We start from the raw sequence: 17192 nt of genomic DNA, 5'->3' as shown, positions 1-17192 counted from the left end.
TCAATCCAAGCAGTTTCCTAAAACGTGACCGCTTACTTAAGTCTCTTTGGTGAACAATAAAGCTCACCGACAAAGCCGCTCGCCACGTTTCTCTTTCTTCAAATATGCAATTGTCCAAATAACAGACGGGAAATTCCCGTCACAAATCCTCTCTCGGCCAATCTCTGTTCAAGTTCAGCCTGACGAAGCATCTAAGCCTGTCGGAAGATTTTCTAGAACCGTAAGCACCGCCTCAGCGCCGCCCCGTCGTTCGGTGAGGCGGCTTATAGACCCCATTCCGCCAAACCGTCAACAACCAATCCCAAAAAAAATGACATTTTTGTTAAGTGATTGGTTTTTATGGGTTTTATACCTCACTTCGCAAGCCGCCAGAGGTTAAGAACCGTTAAGCTTTTTGCTGCGCACAATGATGAGGCAAGTATACCGTTTGCCTGTTTTTTCCGCGTCCCTTTCCCTTCCTCCTGTCAGTGCGGACCCTCAGCCCTGAAAGACCAATTTGCGCCCTTTGCTCGCGCAGCGCTTTTACCTTAATCAAGGCGCAAACGGATTTTTCGGATTTGAAAGCTTTGAAAGAGACCATAAGGACGCAGACGGATCGGCTTCCGGTCAATGCGGTTCTGCATCAGCTCGCGGCAGCACTTGACGATAAAGGCCGGGCCGTGCTCGCCGCCCCGCCCGGCGCCGGCAAGACAACGCTTGTCCCCCTGCACCTGCTGGCAAGCGGTACGGCCGGAACGGGCAAGATCATCCTGCTGGAGCCGCGCAGGCTTGCCGCGCGCGCTGCCGCCTTCCGCATGGCCTCACTTCTTGGCGAAAGCCCGGGCGAGACCGTCGGCTACCGCATGCGACTTGATACGAAGATTTCGGCAAAAACCCGGATCGAGGTGGTGACCGAGGGCGTGTTCGCCCGCATGGCGCTGGAGGACCCGGAGCTTGCCGGCGTTTCCACGGTCATCTTCGACGAATTTCACGAACGCTCGCTCGATGCCGATTTCGGCCTGGCCCTGGCGCTCGATATCCGCGCCGGACTGCGCGAGGATTTGAAGGTCCTGGTGATGTCGGCAACGCTCGACACGGCCCGCATCGCAACGCTTCTGGACGACGCTCCGGTGATCGAGAGCGCAGGCCGGGCCTTTCCCGTTGAACACCGTTACCGGCCGCGCCCGCCGCGATCGCGTATCGAGGATGATGTCGCGGCCGCGGTGCGCGACATGCTGGCATACGAGGAGGGCTCGATCCTTGCCTTCCTGCCCGGACAGGCCGAAATCCGCCGGACCGCCGAGAGGCTGGCCGCCGGCGTTACCGACGATGTGATCGTCGCCCCGCTTTACGGCAACCTTTCGCGGGCCGAACAGGACGCCGCAATCGCGCCTTCGCCGGCTGGAAAACGCAAGGTCGTCCTGGCAACCGCGATCGCCGAGACCGCGATCACCATCGACGGCGTGCGGGTGGTGATCGACAGCGGCCTGCAGCGCCTGCCGGTGTTCGAGCCGGCCACCGGGATCACCCGGCTTGAAACCGTGAAACTATCGCGCGCGGCGGCCGACCAGCGCGCGGGCCGCGCCGGGCGCACGGCGCCGGGCATCGCGCTGAGGCTCTGGCACGAGGGCCAGACGGCCGCCCTTCCCGCTTTCAACCCGCCGGAAATCCTCTCTACCGACCTCACCGGCCTGGCGCTCGATCTTGCCCATTGGGGCGTCGTCGATCCCGCTCAGCTCTCCTTTGCCGACCAGCCGCCGGGACCCGCCCTTGCCGAGGCGCGCAAGCTGCTGCAGATGCTCGGCGCGCTTGATCCGGCGGGGCGACTGACGCCTTCCGGCGAACTCTTGCGCGCCATTCCCCTGCCGCCGCGCCTTGCGGGCATGGTCGTCAAGGCGGCCGAAAGCGGCACGGCTTTCAAGGCGGCCGAGCTTGCCGTGCTCCTGACCGAACAGGGACTTGGCGGCACAAGCATCGACCTTTCCGAACGGCTTAGGCGGTTTCGCGCCGAAAAAGGTCCGCGGGCCGAGGCCGCGCGCGGTCTTGCCGCCCGCATCGCGAAAACGGCGGGCGCCGACCGCGATGACAAAGGACCCTTTGATCCCGGCGGAGCCCTGATCCAGGCCTTCTTCGACCGCATCGCCATGGCGCGCGGCGGGCGCGGGCGCTATCTGATGGCAAACGGTCGCGGCGCGGCGCTAGCCGAGGACGACCCGCTCGCGGGTGAGGACTTTCTCGTCATTGCCGACCTGACGGGCTCCGCGGCGCGCGGGCGCGTGCTTGCTGCCTGCCCCGTGACCCGCGAAACCATCCTCGAAGCCCGCGCCGAGGCGATCGTCACCCGCGCGGAATGCGTCTTCGACCGCGAAAGCCTCTCCGTCCGGGCGCGCAGCGTGACCCGGCTCGATGCGCTGGTGCTTTCCGAACGCCAGGGGACGAAGCCATCCGGCATGGAAGCGGCGGAGGCGCTCGCCGACGGGCTTCGCCGGTACGGGCTTTCGCTTCTCTCCTTGCCGAAGGAGGCGGCGCACCTCGTCGAACGGATCGGTTTTCTGCATCGCAAGCTCGGTGACCCCTGGCCGGATGTCTCGGAAAAGGGCCTGCTGGAAAGCCTGGACATTTGGTTCACGCCGTTCCAGACGGGCGTGACCGCCCTTTCCGCCGTCAGCCAGAAAAGCCTGACGCAGGGCCTGCAGGCGCTTCTGCCCTATCCGCTTGCCGCCGATCTCGACCGGCTGGCGCCGACTCATTTTGGAGCGCCCACCGGCGACCGGATTCCGATCCGCTATGATGGCGACGAACCGGTGCTTTCGATCCGGGTGCAGATGCTCTACGGACTGAAGAACCATCCGACGATTGCCGGGGGCGTGCCGCTCGTTCTGGAACTGACCTCGCCCGCCGGACGGCCGATCCAGACAACGCGGGACCTTCGCGGCTTCTGGGCGGGATCCTGGAAGGATGTGCGGGCCGACATGCGCGGGCGCTACCCAAAGCATGTCTGGCCGGAGGACCCGGCCAATGCGGAAGCGACGCGGCGGGCGAAACCGCGCGGGACGTAAGGAGGAATGCGATGAACAAACCGGTCACCGAGATGGTCGGGCACGAACGCCGCGGAAGCTTGCGCCTGCAAACGCTGGTGCGGCTCAGATGGCTGGCCGTTGCGGGCCAGACGGCGACGGCGCTGACGGTTGCCTTCGGGCTCGACTTTTCGATGCCGATCATGCCGGTGCTGGCGCTGATTGCGGCGCTCGCGCTCGGCAATCTGGTGCTGACCTTAAGCTTCCCGGCGACCCAGCGCGTTTCGCCGCGCGTCGCCTTCGGGATGATCGGCTTCGACCTTCTGCAGCTGACCGCGCTTCTCTATCTGACCGGCGGACTTGCCAATCCGTTCGCGCCGCTGATCTGCGTGTCGGTGATCATTTCCTTTGCCGCTCTGCCGCTGCACTATTCCTTCGCGCTGCTGGCCTTTGCCGTGTCGGGCGTCTCAGCGCTGGCGCTCAGCCCCTTTCCGCTGCCATGGCATGCGGGGATCATCCTCGAAATCGAGCCGATCCTGAAATTCGGCATCTGGATCGCGATCATCTCGATGCTGGGTTTTGCCGCCTTCTATGTCCAGCGCATCACGCTCGAGGCGCAGCAAATCTCGGATGCGCTGGCGGCGACCGAACTGGTGCTCCAGCGCGAGCAGCACCTCTCCCAGCTTGACGGGCTGGCCGCCGCCGCCGCCCATGAACTCGGCACGCCGCTGGCCACGATTTCGGTGGTGGCCAAGGAGATGGCGCGCGCGCTTTCCGATGATCCAGAGCATGGCGAGGATGTGCAGCTTCTTGTCAGCCAGAGCCAGCGCTGCCGGGACATTCTCTCCCGGCTCACCTCGCTTTCCAAGGAGGACGAGGCCCATATGCGGCTTTTGCCGCTGACCTCTCTGATCGAGGAGGTGGTGGCGCCCCACCGGCCGTTTGTCTCGCAGATGGAGATCCGCGTTTCCGGCGAGGCCGGCGGCGAACCGGTGGGCAGCCGCAATCCGGGCATTCTTTACGGCCTCGGCAATATCGTCGAAAATGCCGTCGAACATGCCCGCCAGACCGTGGAGATCGAAGCGCATTACAACGACACACGGGTGACGATTACCGTCACCGATGACGGCGGCGGCTATACGCCGGACATCCTGCCGCGCATCGGCGATCCCTTCGTCTCCGACCGACCGAAGAATCCGGCCGACAGCCGCGCCGGCGGGCTCGGCCTCGGCCTGTTCATCGCCAAGACGCTTCTGGAACGCTCCGGCGCGCAACTGACCTTCGAAAATGTCGGCGGCGCGCGCATCACCGTCTCCTGGCCGCGCTGGCGGATGGAGGCGGATATGGCGGATCAGAGCTGAGACTTCTCCGCGGGCAGCACCTGGGTGAGGAAGATCGCGACCGTGGCGAGCGCCGCAAACAGCGCCAGCAGGAAGCCGGGCGCGAGCGTGAAGCCCGTCTGCTGGATGATGAAGGTGGCGAGAAGCGGCGTCAGCCCGCCGACAATGGCGAAGCCGATATTGTAGACGAAGGCGACGCCGGTATAGCGCACATCGGTCGGGAAGATCGCGGTCAAAAGCACAGGCCCCACGCCCCAGGCAAAGGCGCCAATCAGCGAGATCACGATCATGGCCGGCATCAGCGAGGCGATGCCCTCGTGGATCCAGACATAGACCGGGATGGCCGCGATTGCGAGCAACAGGGTGGCGACGAAGGCCGGAACCTTGATGCCGATGAAATCGGAGATCGCGCCGGCAAGGGGCATCGGCAGCGAAAAGACGATGATGCCGACAAGCACGGCGGTCGCCACCTGGTCCGGATCGTAGTGCAGGAAATCGGTCAGGTAGCTGTTCATGTAGAGGTAGAGCAGCGGCACGGCGGCAGCACCCAGCCCGGTGATGAACAGGCCGAGCCAGACGGCGCGGGCATTGTCGCGGAAGAGTGCTGCCAGCGGCACCTTGTGGGTCGCCGATTCCATCTCGGCAAAGGCCGGGCTTTCGGCAAGACGAGCGCGCAGGATGAAGCCGGCAATCGCCACCAGCCCGCCGATGAAGAAGCCGATGCGCCAGCCATAGGACAGCACCGCCGCATCGCTCAACAGGTGTTCGATCGCCCATTGCACCGCCTGGGCCGCCAGCATGCCGACATTGATGATCATGAACAGGAAGCCGCAGGCAAGGCCGCGCCGCTTCGGCATGGTCTCGGTGATCAGGGTCATCGCGCCGGGGATTTCGCCGCCAAGGCAAAGGCCCTGCACCATGCGGAGTGCGACGAGCGCGATGGTGGCCGAAATGCCCCAGGTCGCATAGCCCGGCATGAAGGCGATGAGGAAGGTGGCGCCCGCCATGCCGGCGATCGAGACGCGCAGCATCATCTTTCGGCCGTGCCTGTCGCCGAAATGGGAAAACAGGATGCCGCCCAGCGGGCGCACCAGATAGCCTGCGGCAAAAACGGCAAAAGCCGCCAGAAGCCGGGTCGACGCCTCTTCGGCCGGAAAGAAGGTCTTGCCGATCTGCGAGGCGAAGGTGGCGTAGATCACGAAATCATAAAATTCCAGGCCGCCGCCCATGCTGCCCAGAAAGAGCGCCCGGTTGCGCTCGCTCGCCGTCACCGCCATGTTTCACCCTCCGATCGGTATACCCGAGTGAAAACTGGCCGAACGCAAAACGAAAGGCAAGCCTAATATAAGGCGATGTCGACGACCAAGGCGTAGTTGAGCGGTCGGGAACGCGCTAAGAAAAAGATACGGCGCCAAGCCCCGCAACCGCCTTGTCGGCAATCACCTTCAGCGGATTGTCGATATCAACCGTAACCACGCCGGGCTCGCCGGTCGGGTCTTCGAGGGTGTCGAGCTGGCTCCTCAGCAGCGTCGTCGGCATGAAATGGCCCGCGCGCGCGCCGATCCGCTCGGTCAGCAGCGCCTCGCTGCCGTTCAGGAAAACGAAGGCCAGCTTCTGGCCCGCCGCCGCGCGCAACCGGTCGCGATAGGCTTTCTTCAGCGCCGAGCAGGTCACGACGACGCCCGTTTGACGCTCTCTGGCAAGCTCGGCGCCGACAAGATCGAGCCAGGGCCAGCGGTCAGCATCCTCGAGCGGGATGCCGGCGCTCATCTTTTCGACATTGGAGGCCGGGTGAAGGTCGTCGCCCTCGACCTGGTCGTAACCGATCCGTTCGGCGATCAGTCTTGCGACGGAGGACTTTCCGCACCCGCTCACGCCCATGACGATGATGGCGCGCGGAGCCTCTGCATTGCTCGTATTCATGGATTGTTTCTTCCGGTCCGGCAGAAAAGATCGGCGGCAATACCGCCATCTCCGCGTTAGCACGTCCGGATATCGTATCGCAACGGGACAGAATGTCCGCCGGGTCGAACGTCCCGGCGGAAAACGGGAGGTTTCTGCGTTTACCGCTGGATGCCCAGCTCGCTGACATCAACCTCAAGCGGGCCCGAAAGGTCCTCGATCGAATCGTAGAGCAGTTCCAGCACATATTGCGGATTGTGCGCGAAGGCGCCGGGGTCGGCGGTGACGAACTTCCAGTTATAGGCCGCCTTCAGGCTGCGCGGCGTCCAGGCCTTGTAGCTCGCCGCCCGCCCGTCAACCTCATCGGCGCGGCCGTCCTGATCGGCATCGACGAAGAAGTAGGGATAGTGCGGCTCGAAAATGATCGGCGTGCCGGCGACATTGGCGGCGTAATCCTCGATCATCTCCATCAGCAGCGCGGCATTGTTGGCGACATCCGAACGAATGCCCTTGGAAAGATCGCCGCTGCCGTCATAGCTGACGCGGGAAATGCGGATCGCGTCGAAATTGCCGGTCTCGTGGCAGGTAAGACAGGTCTCTTCCGCCACCGTCAGCGTATGAGGATCATGACAGGAGGCGCAGTCGGCGACCGGACGGGCATGGAAGAACCGGCCCGAATAGCTCTTGCCGGGATATTCGAAACCGCCTGCCCCGACAGCGCCGAGGCGCACGGCGCCGGCCAGCGCGTAATGCGGATTGACGAAGCCGATCTCCGGATCCGGGGTGTCATCAGCCTTTTCGCCGACGGCATTGGAGACCGTCACGCCGGCGGCGCGGCCGGAGTGACAGGTGAGACAGGCTGCCTCGACGCCGGGCTTGACCGGGTGTTCGATGCCGCTCGGCAGCGTGATCGCGGTGATTTCGGCAAGGCCCGGATTGTGACAGGTCTCGCAGTCGACGACACCGCCGACCGGCACGGCCGCAGCCACGCCCGGCTCGCTGCCGTCAAGGCCGTGGAAGGCGCGGAAGCCCGCGCCGGAGTGACAGGTGGAACAGCTCGCGGGGACCTCGCCCTCGCCGTCCCAATGGGTGAAGGCTTCTGCAGAAGCATCGGCATGGGCCGAGCGCGCCCAGGCCTCGATCATCTTCTGCTGCGGGATCGAGATCTGGTCCGGACGGAACGGCCCCGATTGCGGCATGACGAAGAGCTCAAGCGCCTCGACCGCCGCCTCGCCTTCCCCGCTATCCTGAGCTGAGACGCCATTGGAATTGACAAACGTCAATGTCGCTGCAATAACTGCAATGAAAGTTGAAGAAAACCGCTTCACTCCGTAAGACATGGCTTTTCACCCCCGCTGAAAATTCATAGTCTGCTCTTGGTGCATGCTAAACAATTCGGCCCGATCCGGCAATTCAATTGTCGGGAAGGTTGGTTTGTTTGATGCCGAAGCCTTGGGAGTGATTTTTTGGACCGCCTCTTTTCCGCCGGTCTGTCCGTGCCGACCGGCCCCTCATTGCCCGACGACCATACTGCCGAAACGCTTCTGACCGAAGAGGCGGCGCTTGTGCCGGCCCCCGGCGAGGAACTGCGCGTCGTGCCGCTGGTCGAGGTCGACCAGCGCGTCGCCCAGGGTCAGCCGCTTTTCTCGCTGCGTGCGGCAGAGGAAATCAAGCTTGTCGCGCCCATGCCTGCGCGGGTGGCGGCGATCGAGCTCAATCCTGGCCGAAGGCTAATCCAGATGCTGCTGTTCCGCGAGGATGGCGGCGACCGGCATTCATTCCCGACAGAGAAAGCAGACAGCGACGCAGCAGCGCTGCGCGCCCTGATGCAGGAAGCCGGCCTCTGGCGACTGTTCCGCAGCCGACCCTTCGGACACATGCCCGCCCTTGCCGAAGCGCCCGCCGCGATCTTCGTCATGGCGGCAGACACCCGGCCCGCCGCCCCCGATCCGAAGACCGCGCTCTCGGGCCGTGAGGAGGCCCTGTCACGCGGCCTTTCCGCGTTGAAGCTGCTGGCCGGCGATCAGGTCTTCCTGTGCGAGGCCAAGGGCAGGCCTCTTGACCTCGACACCACAGACGGGGCCCGCCGCTTAACCTGCGGTTCGCTGCACCCGCAGGGTCTCGCCGGCATCCAAATCCACCACCACGCGCCGGCCGCAGTTGACGCCCGCGTCTGGGACATCCATGCGGAAGATATTGCCGATCTCGGCGATCTTCTCGCCACGGGTCTTCTGCCCGAGACCCGGCTCGTCACCGTCACCGGTTCGGCCATGCGCGAACCGCGCCTTCTGCGCTGCCAGCCCGGCGCGGATCTGCGCGGGCTCTGTCACGGCCACGTGCAGCCGGGCCCCTATCAAGTGCTTGCCGGCTCCGTACTCGACGGCCGACCCGCCCATTGGCTCGGCCCGCGCGACCGGCAGGCGAGCGTTCTGTCCCGTGGTTCCGGCAAAAGGCGCGGCCACTGGTTTTCCGCCGCACTCACCCGCGCCGCCCGGCCGCTGCCGATCATTCCGACGGCCGCTTTGTCTCAGGCTTTCGGCGGAGACATTCCGGCTGCCGCCCTGATGCGTGCGCTTTCCGCCGGCGATCAGGAGGCGGCCGCCCGCCTCGGCGCGCTGTCGCTTCTGGAAGAGGATCTGGCGCTGGTCGATTACGTTACCTTCGCCGAGCCATCGCTTTCCGCACAATTGCGCGGGCTTTTGAACGCCATCGAGAAAGAGGAGGCGCCCGCATGAACCACGGATTGTGGGACCGCGAGACCGTCGCCCTCATGCTGCTGATCTCGGTCATGCCGCTGGCGTTGACCTGGCTCTGGTATGGCGGGCTGGATGCTGCCGGGCTTCTGGTGCTGGCGCTGATCATCTCCGGTTTCTGGCACGTCATCTTCATGCTGGCGCGCGCCCAGCCGCCCTCCTTTGCCGGCGCGCTGACGGCGCTTGCCATTGCCATGCTGGCGCCCGAAGACCTCAGCATCCTGCAGCTTGTCCTCGGCATCTCTTTCGGCTCGGTCATGGCCGAGCTCGTCTTCGGCGGCTGGGGCCGCAACGTGCTGAACCCGGCGACTGTCACACTCGCCTTTCTCGGCTTCGGCTTCGTCACCGCCCCCTGGCCGGAACCGCCGCTGCCGCTTGCCTGGGCCGCCATTCCCGCCGCCCTTCTCGGCGCGCTCTTCGGCGTCATGCCGGCGCGCGTGATCGCGGGCGCTGTCATCGTTATCGGCGGCGCCCACATTGCGGGCCTGCCGATCGCCCCCTTGCTGCCGGCCGTTGCCGTCGTGCTGGTGCTGCTTGTCGCCGATCCGGTGGCGAGCGCCTCGACAAAGCTCGGCGGCTGGCTGAACGGCGCCTTTTTCGGCGCTTTGATCATTCTTTTCGCGCTCGGCTGGAAGAGTGCCGCTCCCGTGCAGATGGCGGTTTCGGCCGCCCTTCTGACCTCGCTTGCCGCCCCGTTGCTGGACGAAGCCGCCATTGCGCTGTGGCTTGTCCAAAGGAGAAGACGTCATGGCTGACCTGAACCCGTTCTCGGCATGGCGCCGGTTCCTGGCGCTGCCCAATGAAAACCGGACAAAGACCGTCGTCATCGCCTTTCTCGTTTCGGCCGTCTGCGCACTCATGGTCTCCGGCGCAACGGTCATCCTGCGGCCGATCCAGGCGGCAAACCGGGCGGCGGAGGAGCAGGCGCGGCTTGAGGCGCTCGTCGCCGGCATTCCCGGCATGACGCAAATTCTCGAGCAATCCGGCGGTTCGCTCTCCACCGTCGTCATCAACCTGCCGAAGGGTCAGGCGGCACAGGATGTAACGCCCGCGACGCTCGCCGCAGCCCTCGACGATGCGGCCAACTGGACCACGCTGACGCCGGCGGAAGATACGGCGGGCATCGGCCGGCGGCCGGATTACGCCCAGATCTATCTTCTGCGCAACGAGGCCGGCGACATTTCGCTGGCGCTCCTGCCGATCAGCGGACCGGGCTACCAGGCGCCGATCGACGCGATCGTGGCGCTGCGCGGCGACATGAACACGATTGCGGGCCTTACGATCACCAACCAGGCCGAAACCCCCGGCCTTGGCGGGCGCATCGAGGAGCCGGCCTGGCTTGCCCAATTCCCCGGCACCGAGCTTGCCGATCCCACCGGGACAGTGCGTTTTGCCGTCGCCAAGGGTGCGGCCGGCAACGACTACGAGGTCGATGGCATTACCGGCGCGACGCGCACCGGCAACGCGTTCACCAAGATCATGCGCTTCTGGGGCGGACCCGAGGGCTACGGCCCGTTCATAGACGCCGTCCAGCGCGGGGAGTTCTGATATGGCCCGGTCAACCAATCTCTGGTCGACGCTGACGGAGCCGCTCGTCCTGCAAAACCCGGTGACGCTGCAGATCCTCGGCATCTGCTCGGCGCTCGCCGTGACCACCTCGGTTGCGACCGCGCTCACCATGTCGGCCTCACTCACCACGGTTCTGGTGCTCTCGGCCCTTCTGGTCAGCCTGATCCGCCGGCATATTCCCGATTCCATCCGCCTGATCGTGCAGATCGTCATCGTCGCCTCGCTGGTGGTGGTCATCGACCAGTTCCTGCAGGCCTATTTCTTCGATATCAGCCGCAAGCTCTCGGTCTTCGTCAGCCTGATCACCACCAACTGCCTGGTGCTGGGACGCACGGAGAGCTTTTCCCGTTCCAACCCGCCGCTGCCCTCCATGGTCGACGCGCTCGGCAACGGGCTCGGCTATTCGCTGGTGCTGATCGTCATCGGTTCGGCGCGCGAGCTCTTCGGCGCGGGCAAGCTGATGGGCTATCAGGTCTTTCCCGTGGTCGCCGACGGCGGCTGGTTCACGCCGCTCAATCTGATGCTGCTCGCCCCGAGCGCCTTCTTCATGCTCGGCGGTCTCGTCTGGGCGATCCGCACCGTTCTGCCGCAGCAGGCCGAACCCTCCGAATTCAACCCGCCGAAGACAGAGGAGGCCGGAAAATGACCGACCTCTGGAACCTGTTCCTCAGTGCCGCCTTCGTCGAAAATGCGCCGCTGACCCTGTTTCTCGGGCTCTGCACCTTTCTGGCGCTGTCGCGCCGCACGCCGTCGGCCATCGGCCTCGGCATCGCGGTCACCGCCGTCATGGGCGTCACCGTACCGCTCAACCAGATGATCTATCACGCGCTGCTGGCGCCGGGCGCCTGGGCCTGGGCGGGCATGCCGGATATCGACCTTTCCTATCTGAAGCTGATCTCCTTCATCGGCGTCATCGCCGCGACCGTTCAGCTGGTGGAAATGGTGCTCGACCGCTTCTTTCCGGCAATCTATGCCTCCTTCGGCGTGTTCCTGCCGCTTCTGACCGTGCATTGCGCCATCCTCGCCGGCAGCCTGTTCATGGTCGACCGCGACTATGGGATCGGTGAATCCGCCGTCTTTGGCCTTGGCCAGGGCTTCGGCTTCGGCGTCGCCGTGGTGCTTCTCGGCGCGATCCGCGCGCGCCTTGCCTATGCCGACCTGCCGCAGGGCCTGCGCGGGCTTGGCATTACCTTCACCCTTGCCGGGATGATGTCCCTCGGCTTTTCCGCATTCGCGCAAATGGTGACGCCATGAACGAGATTGCAGTCGGAGCCCTTGTCGTCATCGGCCTCGTCCTCGTGCTGACGCTGGCGCTTCTGATCACCCGCGCCCGCTTGATCCCCGCCGAGGCGCTGACGGTGACGGTCAACGAAACCATGACAATCGAGGCCAATCGCGGCGACCGCCTGCTCGGCGTTCTGCACGGCGCGGGCATCGGCATACCGGCGGCCTGCGGCGGATCGGGCACATGCGGGCTCTGCCGCGTGCATGTGGACGGGGAAGGCGCGGGCGAACCGCAGGCGACCGAGCGCGGCGTGCTGTCTGCCGCCGAGCGCCGCGCCCATATGCGCCTTGCCTGCCAGACGGCGCTCAGAGGCCCCTGCTCGGTGACCGTACCGCAGGATTTCGTCGGGGCGACCGGCTTTACCTGCCGCGTGGTCTCCAACGATATGAAGGCGCCGCTGATCCGCGAACTGGTGCTGCAGCTTCCCGAGGGCCAGCCGTTCGATTTCGTCGCCGGCGGCTTCATGCAGCTGACCGCGCCCGCCTATAGGCTCGATTTCCGTGACATCGACATCGATCCGCCCTTCCGCGAGGCATGGGCGATGTCCGGCTGGTCGGAGATGACCTCCTATGCGGAAAAATCCGTGACCCGCGCCTATTCGATCGCCTGCAGGCCGGAGGATGCAAAGGCCGAGCGCGCCGTCTTCAACATCCGCCTTGCCGCACCGCCGCCCGGGCGCGAGCAGGAAATTCCGCCGGGCATCGTTTCCTCCTTCCTGTTCGCGCTGAAACCGGGCGACGAGATCGAGGCTTCAGGTCCCTTCGGCGAGTTCGAGGTGCAGCCGACCGATCGCGAGATGGTGTTCATCGGCGGCGGCGTCGGCATGGCGCCGCTCAGGGCCATGATCCACGACCAGATCGGCAAGAACACGCCCCGGCGGATGCGCTTCTTCTATGGCGCGCGCTCGGTGGCCGACCTCTTCTATGTCGAGGAATTCGAGAAGATCGCCGCCGAGCACGACAATTTCTCCTGGACGCCGGCGCTTTCCGATCCCGCCCCCGGCGACCGCTGGACGGGGGCGAGCGGCTTCATCCACGATATCGTGCGGGCCGAGCTATCCCGCCATCCCGCGCCCGAGGATTGCGAATACTATATGTGCGGACCGCCGGTGATGATTTCGGCGGTCACCAATACGCTGCACCGGCTCGGCGTCGAGCCGAAGTCCATCTTCTACGACGATTTCGGAGTCTGACCTCATGAAAGCACGTCATACATATCTGACCCGCCGCCGCGTTCTGGCGCTTTCCGGAGCAGGCTTTCTGGCCGCGACCGCTGCCCGGGCCGAAGCGCCCGCGATCCTGAAATCCGCGCCCGCGACGCAGCAGATCACCGGCGAGGCCTTTGCGACCACATGGCGCGTCAGCATGCCCGACAAGGCCCGGCCCGAAGCGCTTCGCGGCGATATCGAGACGCTTCTTTCCGGCATCGACCGGATGATGTCGCCCTGGCGGACCGACAGCGAGATCACCGCCTTCAACCGCGCCGGCCCCGGCGGCGAACGGGTCTCAGCCGAAACCGCCTTCGTCGCGCAATCGGCGCTCGATGTGGCGCGCGCGAGCGACGGCTGGTTCGATCCGAGCGTCGGACCTCTGGTCGCCCGCTACGGCTTCGGACCCATTACGGGAGACGCCGCCGAGGATGGCGCGCCGCCGCTCTGGCATGCGCTCGGCGTCGACGGAAACCGCCTGGAAAAGACGAAATCCGGCGTGACCATGGACCTTTGCGGCATTGCCAAGGGCCGCGCCCTCGACCTGATGGCAAACCGCCTGATGGATGCCGGCTATTGCGACTTCCTCATCGATCTCGGCGGCGAACTGGTCGCGCGCGGCAATCATCCGGCGGGACGTCCCTGGCAGGTGGCGGTGGAAGATCCGCGTCCAGACGCCAACGGCGGGGCCGGCGTGCTGCGGCTTGCCGACGGCGCGGTCGCGACCTCCGGGCTTCGCGCCCAAAGCTATGCGCTTTCCGGCCACACCTACAGCCACATCATCGATCCGCGCCATGCCGTGCCGGTCGAGGGCGCGATCGCCTCGGTTTCGGTGCTGGCGCAGGACGCGATGACGGCCGACGGCTGGGCCACGGCGCTGACGGCCGCCGGCGAGGATGGCCCGGCGCTGGCCCGCCGCCAGGCGATCGCTGCCCTGTTCCTGTTCCATGACGGCAAAAGCCTCCGCAGCGAAACAACGGGCGGTTTCGACCGTTTTCTGCTATAATCGCCTCGAAGGGAGCACGGATATGGAAATCCTGCTGGCAATCGCGATCGTCGTTCTCGGCATGGCCGGCCTTGGCGTCGGCCTCTTCGTCGGGCGCGGCCCGCTGAAGGGCTCGTGCGGCGGCATGGCCTGCATGAAGGAGGCCGCCTGCGAGGGCTGCCCGAACCGCCTGTCGAGCGAGGCCGAATGACCGACACGATCGCCGAAATCACCAAGACCGACGCGCTGACCGTCACGCCGGACATGCCGATCCGCCGCGCCGTGGCGCTGCTTGTCGAAAGCAGGGCGGCAGCAGCGCCGGTTGTCGATGAAGGCGGGGCGCTTTGCGGCATCCTCACCCAGAAGGACTGTTTCAACCCGGCCCTGCAGGCGAGCTATTACCAGGAATGGAAGGGAACGGTCGGCGACTATATGAGCCGCAATGTCGTCAGCCTGCCGGCAAGCACAGATCTGGTCGCCGCGGCCGAGGCCTTCATTTCCCATCCGCACCGCGTTTTCCCGGTCACCGACGGCAATCGGCTTGTCGGTCTCCTGCGCCGCTCCGATGTGCTCTCGGCCCTTGTGCGGCTGAGCGGATAGACCGTCCGCAAGAGTTCTTGAGGCCATCGTCCGGCCAGCCAGCCGGGTCGCTCCTGCCAAACGGCCCGGGTCGCGCTGAGACGCGTCGCATACGACCGTTTTTGCGGCGGTGCAGGGTTTACCCCCGGGCCGAGGAGGTTCATAACCATCTGACAGGATTGACGCGCGGTCATTTGCCGCACACGAGTATTCAGGCATGACAGACATGGACGATACGCAAGAAACGGATTTCGGCAGAGACACAATCGCGGGTGAACCGGACGGCGAGATGAGCCTTCTGATCGTTGATGACGACACGCCGTTTCTGCGCCGCATCGCCCGGGCCATGGAAACGCGCGGCTTTGCCATCGAGACTGCCGAGACCGTGGCCGAAGGCATTGAAAAGGCGAAGGCCCGTCCGCCGAAATATGCCGTCGTTGACCTCAGGCTCGAAGACGGCACGGGGCTCGACGTGATCGCCGCCATTCGCGAGGCCCGCGAGGACACGCGCATCGTGGTGCTGACCGGCTACGGCAATATCGCCACCGCCGTGACGGCCGTCAAACTCGGCGCGCTCGACTATCTGGCCAAGCCCGCCGATGCCGACGATATCGTTCATGCCCTGACCCAGGCGCCGGGCGAAAAGGTCGATCCGCCGGAGAACCCGATGTCGGCCGACCGGGTGCGCTGGGAGCATATCCAGCGCGTCTACGAGATGTGCGACCGCAATGTGTCGGAAACCGCGCGCCGTCTCAACATGCACCGCCGCACCCTGCAGCGGATCCTGGCCAAGCGCGCGCCGCGCTGAGGCGGCTCACCCCGCCCGCGGGAACACGCGCCCGTCGAACAGCTTGCGGGCCGTGCGGCGATTGCCGGCGCCGAGGATATTGCCGTCCGGGCCGATGTCGAGGAACACGTCCAGCGCCCCGGTCGGATGCTCGACTAGATAATTGCCGTCACCCGGATCGACGGCGAGATCCTTCGCCGCCGACCCCTCGATCCGCGTTGCCGTTGCCACCGAGATGGCGGCGAACACGCCGATGGCGGCATGGACGCGGTGGGGAATGAAGGAGCGGGTGGCAATCGACCCGCCATTGTCCGGCGCCGAGACCAGCGTCATCTTCGGCACCGAGGCCTCCGTCACGTCGCCGAGCGCCATCATCGGCCCGGCCTGCAGCCGGATCGCCTCAAGCCGTTTCTTCAGTTCCGTGTCCTTTTCCAGCGCCTCCGGCTCTTCCTTGCCGGTGAGGCCGAAATCCTCCGCCCGGAGGATGACGCAGGGCATGCCGTTGTCGATCAGAGTCGCCTTCAGGCCATCGATCTCGTCGGCCGCATTGCCGGTGGGCAGCAACGCGCCACACATGGAGCCGGCAATGTTCCTGAAAAGAAGCGGGATCGCAGCATGACGGCCGGGCACGCCGGCGATCTCGGCATCGCCCGCATAATTGACCTTGCCGCCGGGCGTCTCGATCCGCGCGACCGCAATCTCGCCGGTATTGACCATATGGATCCTGACCTCGGTCCGCGCACCGGTCGCCGGCACAAGTCCGCGCTCGATCGCCGCCGGACCGACGCCGGCCAGGATATTGCCGCAGCCCTGCTTGTCGCTCACCAGCGGCTTGTCGACAAAGACCTGCAGGAACAGATAGTCGACATCGGCATCATCGCGCGTCGGCGGCGACAGGATCGCCACCTTCGAGGTCAGCGGATCGGCGCCGCCGATGCCGTCGATCTGGCGCGGATCGGGCGAGCCCATGATCCTCAGCAGCAGATCGTCGCGCGCGGCCATCTCGTCCGGCAGGTCGGAGGCCAGAAAATAGGCCCCCTTGGACGAGCCGCCACGCATCCAAAGACAAGGGATGCCGTCCTCAGACATATTTCAGACCCTTCTCGGCGAGGCGCGGGCGCATGTCGTATATGTCGAGGCCGAGTTCGCCGGCGGCGAGCCGCTTGCGCTTCATCTCCTCGTTCTCGAGACGCTTCTGCGCCGCTGCCAGCACCGTTTCCGCATCCGCTCTTTTCACGACGCAGACGCCATCATCGTCGGCGACGATGATATCGCCTGCCTCGATCAACTGGCCGCCGCAGATGACCGGCACATTGACCGAGCCGAGCGTTTCCTTGACCGTGCCCTGCACGCAGACGGCCTTGGACCAGACGGGAAAATCCATCGCCTCGAGGTCCTTCGTGTCGCGCACGCCGGCATCGATGATCAGGCCCCGGCAGCCGCGCACCTTTGCCGAGGTTGCCAGAAGATCGCCGAAATAGCCGTTGTTGCAGGGACTGGTCGGGGCGAGCACCAGAATGTCGCCCTCCTTTAGCTGTTCGATCGCCACATGGATCATCCAGTTATCGCCGGGTGCTGCGGAAATGGTGACGGCCGTACCGGCAATCTGCGCGCCGCGATAGATCGGGCGAAGGTCGGCGGCAAGGCAACCGATGCGGCCTTGCGCCTCGTGCACGGTCGCAACGCCTGCCTTGCCGAGCGCATCGATGACGGCGCTGTCGGCGCGCGCAACGTTCTGGATCACATAGCCGGGCGTGCCGGGCGCCAGTTTGAGAGTGTCCGAGATCAT

General features: G+C 65.3%; 17 protein-coding genes. 12 read left to right on the top strand and 5 right to left on the bottom strand.

Features of this window, described 5'->3' with window-relative positions:
- The first annotated feature begins 566 nt into the window (after window positions 1–566).
- Together hrpB and FF124_RS02820 are read left to right on the top strand one after the other, a co-directional pair.
- A complete protein-coding gene (hrpB, locus tag FF124_RS02825) occupies window positions 567–3038 on the top strand; it encodes an ATP-dependent helicase HrpB (RefSeq protein WP_425462499.1) in 2472 nt (823 codons plus the stop codon).
- An 11-nt stretch (window positions 3039–3049) separates the two neighbouring features.
- A complete protein-coding gene (locus tag FF124_RS02820; RefSeq protein WP_138746948.1) occupies window positions 3050–4357 on the top strand; it encodes an ActS/PrrB/RegB family redox-sensitive histidine kinase in 1308 nt (435 codons plus the stop codon).
- Here FF124_RS02820 and FF124_RS02815 read toward each other — a convergent pair.
- The 3 genes from FF124_RS02815 to FF124_RS02805 all read right to left on the bottom strand — a co-directional run bounded on the left by FF124_RS02815 (window position 4348) and on the right by FF124_RS02805 (window position 7521).
- Window positions 4348–5613 carry an MFS transporter gene (locus FF124_RS02815; protein ID WP_138746947.1) on the bottom strand — a complete coding sequence of 422 codons (1266 nt, stop codon included), beginning with the start codon at window positions 5611–5613 and terminating at the stop codon, window positions 4348–4350. The genes FF124_RS02820 and FF124_RS02815 overlap by 10 nt on opposite strands.
- 115 nt (window positions 5614–5728) lie before the next feature.
- Window positions 5729–6259: a gluconokinase gene (locus tag FF124_RS02810; protein ID WP_246072150.1), complete on the bottom strand. Its 531-nt coding sequence runs from the start codon at window positions 6257–6259 to the stop codon at window positions 5729–5731.
- 140 nt (window positions 6260–6399) lie between these two features.
- Window positions 6400–7521: a cytochrome c3 family protein gene (locus FF124_RS02805; protein ID WP_246072149.1), complete on the bottom strand. Its 1122-nt coding sequence runs from the start codon at window positions 7519–7521 to the stop codon at window positions 6400–6402.
- A gap of 183 nt (window positions 7522–7704) precedes the next feature.
- On the opposite strand from FF124_RS02805, the gene FF124_RS02800 reads away from it, so the two are divergent.
- From FF124_RS02800 to FF124_RS02755, 10 genes are all read left to right on the top strand, one after another.
- Window positions 7705–8973 carry a Na(+)-translocating NADH-quinone reductase subunit A gene (locus FF124_RS02800; protein ID WP_138746946.1) on the top strand — a complete coding sequence of 423 codons (1269 nt, stop codon included), beginning with the start codon at window positions 7705–7707 and terminating at the stop codon, window positions 8971–8973.
- Window positions 8970–9746 (top strand): RnfABCDGE type electron transport complex subunit D, encoded by a 777-nt coding sequence (locus FF124_RS02795; protein WP_138746945.1) that lies wholly within the window; start codon window positions 8970–8972, stop codon window positions 9744–9746. Before FF124_RS02800 ends, FF124_RS02795 begins: the two co-directional genes overlap by 4 nt.
- The gene (locus FF124_RS02790) at window positions 9739–10539 is read left to right on the top strand and encodes an FMN-binding protein (RefSeq protein ID WP_138746944.1); all 801 of its coding nucleotides are present in this window, start codon (window positions 9739–9741) and stop codon (window positions 10537–10539) included. The genes FF124_RS02795 and FF124_RS02790 overlap by 8 nt, the downstream gene beginning before the upstream one ends.
- A gap of 1 nt (window position 10540) precedes the next feature.
- The gene (locus FF124_RS02785; RefSeq protein WP_138746943.1) at window positions 10541–11206 is read left to right on the top strand and encodes an NADH:ubiquinone reductase (Na(+)-transporting) subunit D; all 666 of its coding nucleotides are present in this window, start codon (window positions 10541–10543) and stop codon (window positions 11204–11206) included.
- Window positions 11203–11814: an NADH:ubiquinone reductase (Na(+)-transporting) subunit E gene (nqrE, locus tag FF124_RS02780; protein ID WP_138746942.1), complete on the top strand. Its 612-nt coding sequence runs from the start codon at window positions 11203–11205 to the stop codon at window positions 11812–11814. The genes FF124_RS02785 and nqrE overlap by 4 nt, the downstream gene beginning before the upstream one ends.
- Window positions 11811–13037, top strand: a complete 1227-nt coding sequence (nqrF, locus tag FF124_RS02775) for an NADH:ubiquinone reductase (Na(+)-transporting) subunit F (RefSeq protein ID WP_138746941.1) — start codon at window positions 11811–11813, stop codon at window positions 13035–13037. Before nqrE ends, nqrF begins: the two co-directional genes overlap by 4 nt.
- 4 nt (window positions 13038–13041) lie before the next feature.
- Window positions 13042–14058 carry an FAD:protein FMN transferase gene (locus tag FF124_RS02770; protein ID WP_138746940.1) on the top strand — a complete coding sequence of 339 codons (1017 nt, stop codon included), beginning with the start codon at window positions 13042–13044 and terminating at the stop codon, window positions 14056–14058.
- A 22-nt stretch (window positions 14059–14080) separates the two neighbouring features.
- Complete coding sequence (nqrM, locus tag FF124_RS02765) at window positions 14081–14248, top strand: (Na+)-NQR maturation NqrM (RefSeq protein ID WP_138746939.1); 168 nt, start codon at window positions 14081–14083, stop codon at window positions 14246–14248.
- Window positions 14245–14637: a CBS domain-containing protein gene (locus FF124_RS02760; RefSeq protein WP_138746938.1), complete on the top strand. Its 393-nt coding sequence runs from the start codon at window positions 14245–14247 to the stop codon at window positions 14635–14637. The genes nqrM and FF124_RS02760 overlap by 4 nt, the downstream gene beginning before the upstream one ends.
- Before the next feature lie 205 nt (window positions 14638–14842).
- Window positions 14843–15424, top strand: a complete 582-nt coding sequence (locus FF124_RS02755; protein WP_138746983.1) for an ActR/PrrA/RegA family redox response regulator transcription factor — start codon at window positions 14843–14845, stop codon at window positions 15422–15424.
- A gap of 6 nt (window positions 15425–15430) precedes the next feature.
- Here the strand turns inward: FF124_RS02755 and FF124_RS02750 are convergent, their stop codons facing one another.
- Both FF124_RS02750 and FF124_RS02745 read right to left on the bottom strand, forming a co-directional pair.
- Window positions 15431–16492: a 4-oxalomesaconate tautomerase gene (locus FF124_RS02750; RefSeq protein ID WP_138746937.1), complete on the bottom strand. Its 1062-nt coding sequence runs from the start codon at window positions 16490–16492 to the stop codon at window positions 15431–15433.
- Window positions 16485–17192 carry a 4-carboxy-4-hydroxy-2-oxoadipate aldolase/oxaloacetate decarboxylase gene (locus FF124_RS02745; RefSeq protein WP_138746936.1) on the bottom strand — a complete coding sequence of 236 codons (708 nt, stop codon included), beginning with the start codon at window positions 17190–17192 and terminating at the stop codon, window positions 16485–16487. Before FF124_RS02745 ends, FF124_RS02750 begins: the two co-directional genes overlap by 8 nt.

Origin of the sequence: Martelella lutilitoris, assembly GCF_005924265.1 — a bacterium.
Lineage (GTDB): Bacteria > Pseudomonadota > Alphaproteobacteria > Rhizobiales > Rhizobiaceae > Martelella > Martelella lutilitoris.
The sequence above is the reverse complement of the archived record's forward strand: the minus strand, read 5'-3'. Positions and strand labels throughout refer to the sequence as shown.